Source organism: Pantoea sp. ICBG 985 (assembly GCF_002928365.1).
In the GTDB taxonomy this organism is placed as follows: domain Bacteria; phylum Pseudomonadota; class Gammaproteobacteria; order Enterobacterales; family Enterobacteriaceae; genus Pantoea; species Pantoea dispersa.
The window spans coordinates 519,129-531,296 of record NZ_POWM01000005.1; the positions used below are offsets into that span (position 1 = coordinate 519,129).

Here is a 12,168-nt window from a genome sequence, read left to right on the forward strand (position 1 = left end):
ACAGGCGCGGGATGTGTTAGGAAAACGCATAACAACGATGGCGATGAAAAAGTTGCTCATAGCGTCGCTGCTGTTTAGCAGCGCCACCGTTTACGGTGCAGACGATTTCGTAGTGAAGGACATTCATTTCGAAGGTCTACAGCGAGTCGCCGTCGGCGCGGCTCTGCTCAGCATGCCGGTACGCGTCGGTGATACGGTGAATGATGATGACATCAGAAACACCATTCGCTCACTGTTCGCTACCGGTAACTTTGAAGATGTCCAGGTTCTGCGTGACGGCACCACCCTGATTGTTCAGGTGAAGGAACGTCCGACCATTGCCAGCATCACCTTCTCCGGTAACAAAGCGGTGAAAGAGGATCAGCTGAAGGAGAACCTTGAGGCCTCCGGTGTGCGCGTCGGCGAAGCGCTTGACCGCACCACGCTCTCTTCCATCGAGAAGGGGCTGGAGGACTTTTACTACAGCGTCGGTAAATATACCGCCAGCGTCAAAGCCATCGCGACGCCGCTGCCGCGTAACCGTGTCGATCTGAAATTCGTCTTCCAGGAAGGCGTATCGGCCAAGATCCAGCAGATCAACATTGTCGGCAACAAAGCGTTCAGCTCAGACGAACTGATCTCCCGCTTCCAGCTGCGCGATGAAGTGCCGTGGTGGAACGTGGTGGGCGATCGTAAATACCAGAAGCAGAAACTGGCGGGCGATCTCGAAACCCTGCGCAGCTTCTATCTGGATCGCGGTTATGCGCGTTTCAATATTGATTCCACGCAGGTGAGCCTGACGCCGGACAAGAAAGGCATCTACATCACCGTCAATATCACCGAAGGCGATCAGTACAAGATTGCCGGCGTGATCGTCAACGGCAGCATGGCGGGCCACTCGGCGGAAATTGAGCACCTGACGCAGATTCCTAACGGTGAGCTGTATAACGGCACCAAAGTCACCCAGATGGAAGATGACATCAAGAAGCTGCTGGGCCGTTATGGCTACGCCTATCCTCGCGTGGTGACGCAGCCGGAAATCAACGATGCGGATAAAACCGTTAAGCTGCACATCAACGTTGATGCCGGTAACCGTTACTACGTGCGTAAAGTGCGTTTTGAAGGTAACGACACCTCGAAAGATGCCGTACTGCGCCGCGAAATGCGTCAGATGGAAGGCGCATGGCTGGGCAGCGACCTCGTCGATCAGGGCAAAGAGCGCCTGAACCGTACCGGTTACTTCGAAACCGTGGACGTTGATACCCAGCGCGTTCCGGGCTCGCCAGACCAGGTTGACGTGGTTTACAAAGTTAAAGAGCGTAACACCGGTACCTTCAACTTTGGTGTGGGTTACGGTACGGAGAGTGGCGTCAGCTTCCAGGTCGGCGTGACCCAGGAGAACTGGCTCGGCACCGGTAATACCGTCGGCATCAGCGGTACCAAGAACGACTACCAGACTTACGCAGAATTCTCACTCACCGATCCGTACTTCACGGTGGACGGTGTGAGCCTCGGCGGCCGCCTCTTCTACAACGACTTTAAAGCGGATGATGCTGATCTCTCCGACTACACCAACAAAAGTTACGGTGTGGACGGTACGCTCGGCTTCCCGGTTAACGAAAATAACACGCTGCGCGTCGGCTTAGGTTATGTGCACAACGACCTGTCCAACATGCGTCCGCAGGTGGCGATGTGGCGTTACCTTGACTCGGTGGGTCGTCATCAGGGGCTGAATGATGACGGTGATTTCTCTGCGGATGACTTCACCTTCAACTACGGCTGGACGTACAACACGCTCGATCGTGGTTTCTTCCCGACGCGCGGTAACCGTACCAACCTGAACGGTAAAGTGACCATCCCGGGCTCTGATAACTCGTTCTACAAAGCGACGCTGGACACCCAGCAGTACGTGCCGCTGAACCGTGATGGCACCTGGGTGGTGCTGGGTCGTGGCCGTGTTGGCTACGGTGACGGACTCGGTGGCAAAGAGATGCCATTCTATGAGAACTTCTACGCCGGTGGTTCCAGCACCGTGCGTGGCTTCCAGTCCAACACCATTGGTCCGAAAGCCGCTTACCTGAACGATCGCTCGTCGAGCTGTAATCTGACCGATCCGGACGGCATCTGTAAGTCTGACGATGCGGTGGGCGGTAACGCCATGGCGATCGCCAGCCTTGAGCTGATTACGCCAACGCCGTTCCTGAGCGAGAAATATGCAAACTCAGTACGTACCTCGGTATTTATGGATGCCGGTACCGTCTGGGATACCAAGTGGCAGAACACCGCGGAAACCCGCGCGGCAGGCATTCCGGACTACAGCGACCCGAACAACATTCGCGTCTCTGCCGGTCTTGCGCTGCAGTGGATGTCGCCACTTGGACCACTGGTGTTCTCCTACGCACAGCCAGTGAAGAAAGTCGAGGGAGACAAAGCAGAACAGTTCCAGTTTAACATCGGTAAAACCTGGTAAGGTTCTGAGCACGGAAGCAGAGTCGTAGTACGGCATCGCGCCGGCGCCAGACGGGAGCCGGACGATGCCAACACTGTGTCGCTGACACAAACGTTGATGGTAAGGAGTTTATAGTGAAAAAGTTGTTGTGTGCCGCAGGTCTGGGTCTTGCTTTAGCGGTTTCCGCGGGCGTTCAGGCTGCTGACAAAATTGCAGTGGTAAACGTGTCCAGCATTTTCCAACAGTTACCGCAACGTGCGACCGTTGCTAAACAGCTGGAAAACGAATTCAAGGGCCGTGCCACTGAGCTGCAGAGCCAGGAGCGCGATCTGCAGACTAAAATGCAGAAACTGCAGCGTGATGGTTCAACCATGAAGGCCAGCGACCGCAGCCGCATGGAAAAAGACATCATGTCACAGCGCGAAGCGTTCTCGACGAAAGCGCAGGCTTTCGATCAGGATAACCGCCGTCGTCAGATGGAAGAGCGTAACAAACTGCTGAGCCGTATTCAGGACGCAGTGAAGAAAGTGGCGGACAGCGAAGGGTATGACGTGGTAATCGACGCCAATGCCGTTGCCTATGCTTCTAACGCGAAAGACATTACTGCTGACGTGCTGAAACAGGTTAAATAATCGATGTCATCAATTCGACTGGCTGATTTAGCCCAGCAGTTGGATGCAGAATTGCACGGAGATGGCGATATCGCCATCTCCGGCATTGCTTCTATGCAATCCGCCACCCCTGGTCAAATCACTTTTCTTGCCAACAGCCGCTACCGCGAGCAGCTCGCACAGGTTCAGGCCTCAGCCGTGGTGCTGACGGAAGCGGATCTGGAGTGGTGTAAAACCGCCGCGCTGGTGGTGAAAAACCCTTACCTGACTTATGCCCGTATGGCACAACTGCTGGACACCACGCCGCAGCCCGCGCAAAATATCGCGCCCAGCGCCGTGATCGATCCGAGCGCGAAGCTGGGGAACAATGTCTCGGTGGGCGCTAACGCGGTCATCGAGTCCGGCGTTGAGCTGGGTGATGACGTGGTGATTGGCGCCGGCTGCTTTGTCGGCAAGCGCACGCGCATTGGCCGTGGTTCCCGTCTGTGGGCCAACGTTACGGTTTATCATGAAACTCAGATTGGTCAGGATTGTCTGATTCAGTCTGGCACCGTGATTGGTGCCGATGGTTTCGGTTATGCTAACGACCGCGGCAACTGGGTGAAAATTCCTCAGCTGGGCACCGTGGTGATTGGCGATCGGGTAGAAATTGGTGCCTGTACCACGATCGATCGCGGTGCGCTGGATAACACTCTGATCGGCAATGGTGTTATCATAGACAACCAGTGTCAGATTGCGCACAACGTCGTGATTGGTGATAACACCGCGGTTGCCGGTGGTGTGATCATGGCGGGTAGTCTGAAGATTGGGCGTTACTGTATGATTGGCGGAGCCAGCGTCATTAACGGCCATATGGAAATCTGTGACAAAGTGACGGTAACCGGCATGGGCATGGTCATGCGTCCCATCACAGAGCCTGGGGTATACTCATCGGGTATCCCGCTGCAACCCAACAAAACCTGGCGTAAAACGGCAGCGCTGGTGATGAACATCGATGACATGAGCAAACGCTTAAAAGCCATCGAACGCAAGGTCGGCAAAGACGACTGAGCACATCCCGGCTCTACCCGCTTTCATAATAAAGCAGCGTACCTTCTTTCACCTCGGGGTTAACCAGAGTGCGGCAGCAGGTATCATGGTAAGCGAAACGCCACTGAACTGATTTGCGGCCTGCGAAAGATCATTTTGATCGGTGCAGGCCGTGTTATTGTTGCCATCAGATTTTTTAGGACAGGAAGAGTATTTTGACAACTGAAACGCATACTCTGAAAATTGAAGAGATTTTAGAACTGCTGCCGCACCGCTACCCGTTTTTGCTGGTTGACCGCGTGCTGGAATTTGAAGAGCATAAATATCTGCGTGCGGTAAAGAACGTTTCTGTTAATGAACCGTTTTTCCAGGGACACTTCCCTGGTAAACCGATTTTCCCAGGCGTTCTGATCCTGGAAGCGATGGCGCAGGCGACCGGTATTCTGGCGTTTAAAAGCGTTGGAAAACTGGAACCGGGCGAGCTGTACTATTTCGCCGGTATCGACGAAGCCCGTTTTAAGCGTCCGGTAGTGCCGGGCGACCAGATGATCATGGAAGTCACCTTCGAGAAGACCCGCCGTGGCCTGACGCGCTTCAAAGGCGTGGCAACCGTAGACGGTAAGATTGTCTGTGAAGCGACCATGATGTGTGCCCGTAGCCGGGAGGCATAATTAGTGATTGATTCAACCGCCAGCATCCATCCAACGTCCATCATTGAAGAAGGTGCGGTGATCGGCGCCAACGTCCAAATCGGTCCGTTTTGTGTTGTCGGAGCGAACGTGGAAATTGGCGAAGGCACGGTGCTGAAATCGCACGTGGTGGTGAATGGCCACACGCGTATCGGTAAAGATAACCAGATCTACCAGTTCGTTTCGATTGGCGAAGTGAATCAGGATCTGAAATATGCCGGTGAACCGACCCGCGTTGAAGTCGGCGATCGCAACCGCATCCGCGAGAGCGTCACCATTCATCGTGGCACCACGCAGGGTGGCGGCCTGACCAAAGTCGGCAGCGACAACCTGCTGATGGTCAACGCGCACATTGCCCATGACTGCGTGATCGGCAATCGCTGTATTCTGGCCAACAACGTAACGCTGGGCGGCCACGTTACCGTGGATGATTTTGCCATCATCGGCGGCGTGACGGCGGTGCACCAGTGGTGCACCATTGGTGCCCACGTGATGGTAGGCGGTTGTTCCGGCGTCGCGCAGGACGTGCCGCCGTACGTGATTGCGCAGGGCAACCATGCCACGCCGTTCGGTGTCAATATCGAAGGCCTGAAGCGTCGTGGATTCAGCAAAGAAGCACTGCACGCCATTCGTAACGCGTACAAGCTGCTGTACCGCAGCGGTAAAACGCTGGATGAAGTGAAGCCGGAGATTGAAGAACTGGCTAAACTTCATAGCGAAGTGCAGCCTTTCTACGACTTCTTTGCCCGTTCTACCCGTGGATTGATTCGTTAATTCATGTCAGTGCGTCCCTTAACGATTGCCCTGGTCGCCGGAGAAACCTCCGGCGATATTCTTGGTGCCGGATTGATTCGTGCGCTCAAAGCGCGCCATCCTGACGCGCGCTTCGTTGGCGTTGCCGGTCCGCTGATGCAGGCCGAAGGCTGCGAAGCCTGGTACGAGATGGAAGAGCTGGCGGTAATGGGCATCGTTGAGGTGCTTGGCCGCCTGCGCCGTTTGCTGCACATCCGCAAGGATTTAACCCAGCGCTTTACCGAGCTGCGGCCGGATGTCTTCGTCGGCATCGATGCCCCGGATTTCAACATCACGCTGGAAGGCAACCTCAAGCGTGCCGGCATTCGCACCATTCATTATGTCAGTCCCTCCGTGTGGGCCTGGCGACAAAAGCGCGTGTTCAAAATTGGCCGTAACACCGATCTGGTGCTGGCGTTTCTGCCTTTTGAAAAAGCGTTTTACGATCGCTACAACGTGCCGTGTCGCTTCATCGGGCACACCATGGCCGATGCGATGCCGCTGCAGCCGGACAAACTGGCCGCGCGGCGTGAATTAGGCATCGCTGACGATGCGCTGTGCCTTGGCCTGCTGCCGGGCAGCCGTGGCGCGGAAGTGGAGATGCTCAGCGCCGATTTCCTGCGCGCTGCACAGCTGCTGCGCCAGCGCTATCCGGCGCTGGAGATCGTAGTGCCGCTGGTTAACGCGAAGCGGCGCACTCAGTTCGAACAGATTAAAGCCAGCGTCGCGCCGGAATTGCCGATGCATCTGCTGGATGGCAAAGGGCGTCAGGCGATGATCGCCAGCGACGCAGCGATTCTGGCTTCCGGCACTGCAGCGCTGGAGTGCATGCTGGCGAAATGCCCGATGGTGGTGGGCTATCGTATGAAGCCGTTCACCTTCTGGCTGGCGAAGCGGCTGGTGAAAACCCCGTACGTTTCGCTGCCTAACCTGCTGGCCGGCCGTGAGCTGGTGCAGGAGCTGCTGCAGGAGGAGTGCCAGCCTGCTGCGTTAGCCGCGGCGCTGGAGCCGCTGTTGCATGCCGGTCCGGAGCGTGACGCGCTGCTGGCCACTTTCACCCAATTGCATCAGCAGATTCGCTGGAACGCTGACGAACAGGCGGCGGATGCGGTACTGGAGATTGCCAATGGCTGAATTTATCTATCCTGACGCCCGGCTGATTGCCGGCGTTGATGAAGTCGGACGTGGCCCGCTGGTCGGTGCCGTGGTGACCGCCGCCGTGATCCTCGATCCGGCGCGGCCGATTGCCGGCCTGGCGGATTCCAAAAAGCTGTCTGAAAAGCGCCGCCTTGCGCTGTTTGATGAAATCAAAGAGAAAGCGCTGGCGTGGAGCCTGGGCCGCGCTGAACCGGAAGAGATTGATCAGCTGAACATCCTGCACGCCACCATGCTGGCGATGCAGCGCGCGGTTGCCGGTCTGCATATTGCACCGGATTTTGTCCTGATTGATGGCAACCGCTGTCCGGCGCTGCCGATGCCGTCGCAGGCAGTGGTGAAGGGCGATAGTCTGGTGCGGGAAATCAGCGCCGCCTCGATCATCGCCAAAGTCACGCGCGACCGTGAAATGGCCGAGCTGGACCTGCTGTTTCCGCAGTACGGTTTCGCCCAGCACAAAGGCTATCCGACCGCGCTGCACATGGAAAAACTGACGCAGTTTGGTGCCACACCTCACCACCGCCGCAGCTTTGCGCCGGTGCGTAACGCCCTGATTGATGCTGATGTGCTGGCCGCGCGCCAGCCGACTACGCTTTAATAGCCTGACGCTGTTTTAACCGGAAACTGATATGGCTGAACCTCGTTTTATACATCTGCGCGTACACAGCGATTACTCCATGGTCGATGGTCTGGCCAAGACCGGGCCGCTGGTAAAAAAGGCGGCCGCGCTCGGCATGCCAGCCATTGCCATCACCGACTACACCAACCTGTGCGGGCTGGTGCGCTTTTATGGCAGCGCGCACAGCGCCGGTATCAAACCGATCGTCGGGGCTGACTTCCAGGTGGCCAGCGATTTGATGGGCGATGAGCTGACGCAGCTCACCGTGCTGGCGGCTAATAACACCGGTTACCAGAATCTGACGCTGCTGATTTCGCGCGCTTACCAGCGCGGTTACGGTATCGCCGGACCGATTATCGATCGCGACTGGCTCCTGGAGCTGGGCGAAGGGTTGATTCTGCTGTCGGGCGGACGGCGCGGCGACGTCGGTCGCAGCCTGCTGCGCGGCAATAACGCGCTGGTGGCGCAGTGCCTGAGTTTCTATCAGCAGCATTTCCCTAACCGCTACTATCTGGAACTGACGCGTACCGGCCGGCCAGATGAAGAGGCCTATCTGCACGCCGCGGTTGAGCTGGCGATTGCTGAATCGGTGCCGGTGGTGGCCACCAATGAAGTCTGCTTCCTCAACGAAGAAGATTTTGATGCCCATGAAATCCGCGTGGCGATTCACGACGGCTACACGCTGGACGATCCTAAACGTCCGCGCAACTACAGTCCTCAGCAATATATGCGCAGCGAAGAGGAGATGTGCGAGCTGTTCTCGGACATCCCGGAAGCGCTGGAAAACAGCGTAGAGATTGCTAAGCGTTGTAACGTCACGGTGCGCCTCGGCGAATATTTCCTGCCGCAATTCCCGACCGGCGACATGTCGACCGAAGATTTTCTGGTGATGAAGTCGCGCGAAGGGCTGGAGGAGCGCCTGGCGTTTCTCTTCCCGGATGAGCAGGTGCGTGCTGAACGCCGGCCGGAGTATGACGAGCGTCTCGACATCGAGCTCAACGTCATTAACCAGATGGGTTTCCCCGGCTACTTCCTGATCGTGATGGAGTTTATCCAGTGGTCGAAGGACAACGGCATTCCGGTCGGGCCGGGGCGTGGTTCCGGCGCCGGTTCGCTGGTGGCCTACGCGCTGAAAATTACCGATCTCGATCCGCTGGAGTTTGACCTGCTGTTCGAACGTTTCCTTAACCCGGAACGTGTCTCGATGCCCGACTTCGACGTCGACTTCTGCATGGAAAAACGTGACCAGGTGATCGATCACGTGGCTGAGATGTACGGCCGCGATGCGGTGTCGCAGATCATCACCTTTGGTACCATGGCGGCGAAAGCGGTGATTCGCGACGTCGGCCGGGTGCTGGGGCATCCGTACGGCTTTGTTGATCGCATCTCAAAACTGATCCCGCCGGATCCCGGCATGACGCTGGAAAAAGCGTTCCAGGCGGAACCGCAGCTGCCGGAGATCTACGAAGCTGACGAAGAGGTCAAAGCGCTGATCGATATGGCGCGCAAGCTGGAAGGGGTCACGCGTAACGCTGGCAAGCACGCCGGTGGCGTGGTCATTGCGCCGACCAAAATCACCGATTTTGCGCCGCTGTACTGCGATGAGAACGGCCAGTTCCCGGTCACCCAGTTCGATAAAAACGACGTGGAATACGCCGGACTGGTGAAGTTTGACTTCCTCGGCCTGCGCACGCTGACCATCATCGACTGGGCGCTGAAGATGATTAACCCGCGGCGTGAAAAGCAGGGGTTACCGCCGATCGATATTGCCGCCATCCCGCTGGATGACAAAAAAAGCTTCGACATGCTGCAACGCTCGGAAACCACCGCGGTGTTCCAGCTTGAATCGCGCGGCATGAAAGATCTGATCAAGCGCCTGAAGCCGGACTGCTTCGAAGATATGATCGCACTGGTGGCGCTGTTCCGTCCGGGGCCGCTGCAGTCGGGCATGGTCGATAACTTTATTGACCGTAAGCACGGCCGTGAAGCCATCTCTTACCCGGATATTCAGTGGCAGCATGAGAGCCTGAAGCCGGTGCTGGAGCCGACCTATGGCATCATCCTCTATCAGGAACAGGTGATGCAGATTGCCCAGGTGTTGTCCGGCTATACGCTGGGCGGCGCGGATATGCTGCGTCGTGCCATGGGTAAAAAGAAACCGGAGGAGATGGCCAAGCAGCGTTCGGTGTTCCAGGACGGTGCTGAGAAGATGGGCATCAACGGCGAACTGTCGATGAAAATCTTCGATCTGGTGGAGAAGTTCGCAGGCTACGGCTTTAACAAGTCGCACTCTGCTGCTTATGCGCTGGTCTCCTATCAGACGCTGTGGCTGAAAGCGCACTATCCGGCCGAGTTCATGGCGGCGGTGATGACCGCCGATATGGATAACACTGAGAAGGTGGTTGGACTGGTGGATGAGTGCTGGCGCATGGGGCTGAAAGTGCTGCCGCCAGACATTAACTCCGGGCTCTATCCGTTCCACGTCAACGATGACGGGGAGATCGTGTACGGCATCGGCGCTATCAAAGGCGTGGGTGAGGGGCCGATTGAAGCGATCCTCGAAGCGCGTAATCAGGGCGGCTACTTTAAAGAGCTGTTTGATCTCTGCGCGCGCACCGACACTAAAAAGATCAACCGTCGCGTGATGGAAAAACTGATCATGTCCGGCGCGTTCGATCGTCTTGGCCCGCACCGCGCGGCGCTGATGAGCGCGCTGGGTGACGCCCTGAAGGCGGCGGATCAGCATGCCAAAGCCGAAGCGACGGGACAGGCGGATATGTTCGGCGTGCTGGCCGAAGAGCCCGAGCAGGTTGAGCAATCTTACGCGGCCATAACGCCGTGGCCGGAACAGGTGCAGCTGGATGGCGAGCGTGAGACGCTCGGTCTGTATCTCACTGGCCATCCGATCAATCAGTATCTGAAAGAAATTGAGCGCTACGTTGGCGGCATGCGCCTGAAAGACATGCATCCAACAGAACGTGGTAAAGTGACCGTTGCGGCCGGGCTGGTGATTGCCGCCCGCGTCATGGTCACCAAGCGCGGCAACCGAATTGGTATCTGTACTCTTGACGACCGCTCTGGCCGTCTTGAGGTGATGTTATTTACCGATGCGTTAGATAAATACCAGCAGCTGCTGGAGAAGGACCGTATCCTGATCGTCAGTGGACAGGTCAGCTTTGATGACTTTAGCGGTGGGCTTAAAATGACCGCCCGGGAAGTCATGGACATCGACGAAGCGCGGGAAAAATACGCGCGCGGACTTGCTATCTCGCTGACGGACAGGCAAATTGATGACCAGCTTTTAAACCGTCTCCGCCAGTCTCTGGAGCCTCATCGCTCCGGGACCATTCCGGTGCATCTCTATTATCAGAGAGCAGATGCGCGGGCGAAGCTGCGCTTTGGTGCAGCGTGGCGTATTTCGCCCAGCGATCGTTTACTCAACGATTTGCGGTCGTTAGTAGGGTCGGAGCAGGTGGAACTGGAGTTTGACTAAAACAGGAACATTATGAGTCTTAATTACCTGGATTTTGAACAGCCAATCGCTGAACTGGAAGCGAAAATCGACTCGCTGAAATCGATTGGTCGTTCGGATGAGAAACACGATATTAATCTGGATGAAGAAGTGCAGCGTCTGCGCGAGAAAAGCGTCGAGCTGACCCGTAAAATCTTCTCCGATTTGGGTGCATGGCAGGTTGCGCAGCTGGCGCGCCATCCGCTGCGTCCTTATACGCTGGACTATGTCCGCAATGCGTTTGACGATTTTGACGAGCTGGCCGGTGATCGCGCCTATGCCGATGATAAAGCCATTGTCGGCGGCATCGCTCGTCTGGATGGGCGTCCGGTGATGGTCATTGGCCATCAGAAAGGCCGCGAAACCAAAGAGAAAATCCGGCGTAACTTCGGTATGCCAGCACCCGAGGGCTACCGTAAAGCACTGCGTCTGATGGAGATGGCCGAGCGCTTTAAGATGCCACTGATCACCTTCATCGACACGCCGGGTGCCTATCCGGGCGTGGGCGCGGAAGAGCGCGGTCAGTCTGAAGCGATTGCCCGCAACCTGCGCGAGATGTCAGGCCTGAAGATCCCGGTGATCTGTACCGTGATCGGCGAAGGCGGCTCCGGCGGCGCGCTGGCGATTGGCGTTGGCGATAAAGTGAATATGCTGCAGTACAGCACCTATTCGGTGATCTCACCGGAAGGCTGTGCGTCAATTCTGTGGAAGAGCGCCGACAAAGCGCCACTGGCCGCAGAAGCGATGGGCATCACCGCCGGGCGTCTGAAAGAGCTGAAGCTGATCGATTCGATCATCCCGGAACCGCTGGGCGGCGCGCACCGTCATCCGGTGGACATGGCGGCAGCGCTCAAGCAGCAGCTGCTGGCCGATCTGGCCGATCTCGATGTGCTGAGCACGGAAGAGCTGCTTAACCGCCGCTATCAGCGTCTGATGAGCTACGGCTACGCGTAAGCGCCGAAAAGCCTTCACAGAAGCGGACCCCGGTCCGCTTTTTTTATGCCTGTTTTCCGCGATCAGGCTTGAGTTCTCCGCTGGGTTGCCATTTATGGCGGTGCGCATTAATGCGCACCCTACAAAATACCGACAATGATCCTGCAGGGGCACCATTTATGGCGACCTGATAAAACCGTGCAGTTACCCGGCAGGTGCGCCATTTATACCGGTGCGCATCAATGCGCACCCTGGGAAAAACCGGGCAGTAATCCTGTAGATACCGTCTTGCCGGTTACCTGGCAAGACATATTTCGGCATCGAACGGACGACCCGATTTCAGCACGCCATAAGCCAGCTGCAGCAGCTTCTTCATCGCCGCGCACACCACGACTTTTCCC

General features: G+C 56.9%; 9 protein-coding genes and 1 pseudogene. 9 read left to right on the forward strand and 1 reads right to left on the reverse strand.

Annotation, left to right across the window (positions count from 1 at the left end; translation table 11 throughout):
- Positions 1 to 37: 37 nt before the first annotated feature.
- From bamA to accA, 9 genes are all read left to right on the forward strand, one after another.
- The gene (gene bamA / locus C1Y42_RS17645) at positions 38 to 2,449 is read left to right on the forward strand and encodes an outer membrane protein assembly factor BamA (protein WP_021507483.1); all 2,412 of its coding nucleotides are present in this window, start codon (positions 38 to 40) and stop codon (positions 2,447 to 2,449) included.
- Between the two features lie 113 nt (positions 2,450 to 2,562).
- Entirely contained in the window at positions 2,563 to 3,060 is a 498-nt protein-coding gene (gene skp, locus C1Y42_RS17650; protein WP_021507482.1) for a molecular chaperone Skp, read from the forward strand.
- Between the two features lie 3 nt (positions 3,061 to 3,063).
- Positions 3,064 to 4,089 carry a UDP-3-O-(3-hydroxymyristoyl)glucosamine N-acyltransferase gene (lpxD, locus tag C1Y42_RS17655; RefSeq protein ID WP_104094030.1) on the forward strand — a complete coding sequence of 342 codons (1,026 nt, stop codon included), beginning with the start codon at positions 3,064 to 3,066 and terminating at the stop codon, positions 4,087 to 4,089.
- Between the two features lie 194 nt (positions 4,090 to 4,283).
- Entirely contained in the window at positions 4,284 to 4,739 is a 456-nt protein-coding gene (gene fabZ, locus C1Y42_RS17660) for a 3-hydroxyacyl-ACP dehydratase FabZ (protein ID WP_013507953.1), read from the forward strand.
- Between the two features lie 3 nt (positions 4,740 to 4,742).
- Positions 4,743 to 5,531, forward strand: a complete 789-nt coding sequence (gene lpxA / locus C1Y42_RS17665; RefSeq protein WP_021507480.1) for an acyl-ACP--UDP-N-acetylglucosamine O-acyltransferase — start codon at positions 4,743 to 4,745, stop codon at positions 5,529 to 5,531.
- A 3-nt stretch (positions 5,532 to 5,534) separates the two neighbouring features.
- The gene (lpxB, locus tag C1Y42_RS17670) at positions 5,535 to 6,683 is read left to right on the forward strand and encodes a lipid-A-disaccharide synthase (protein WP_104094031.1); all 1,149 of its coding nucleotides are present in this window, start codon (positions 5,535 to 5,537) and stop codon (positions 6,681 to 6,683) included.
- The gene (gene rnhB / locus C1Y42_RS17675) at positions 6,676 to 7,302 is read left to right on the forward strand and encodes a ribonuclease HII (protein WP_058759533.1); all 627 of its coding nucleotides are present in this window, start codon (positions 6,676 to 6,678) and stop codon (positions 7,300 to 7,302) included. The genes lpxB and rnhB overlap by 8 nt, the downstream gene beginning before the upstream one ends.
- Before the next feature lie 31 nt (positions 7,303 to 7,333).
- Positions 7,334 to 10,816, forward strand: coding sequence for a DNA polymerase III subunit alpha (dnaE, locus tag C1Y42_RS17680; RefSeq protein ID WP_058759534.1), 3,483 nt, complete (start codon positions 7,334 to 7,336; stop codon positions 10,814 to 10,816).
- 12 nt (positions 10,817 to 10,828) lie between these two features.
- Positions 10,829 to 11,788 carry an acetyl-CoA carboxylase carboxyl transferase subunit alpha gene (gene accA / locus C1Y42_RS17685; RefSeq protein WP_021507476.1) on the forward strand — a complete coding sequence of 320 codons (960 nt, stop codon included), beginning with the start codon at positions 10,829 to 10,831 and terminating at the stop codon, positions 11,786 to 11,788.
- 274 nt (positions 11,789 to 12,062) lie between these two features.
- Here accA and C1Y42_RS17690 read toward each other — a convergent pair.
- A pseudogene (locus tag C1Y42_RS17690) lies at positions 12,063 to 12,168 on the reverse strand (IS110 family transposase); the annotation flags it as partial.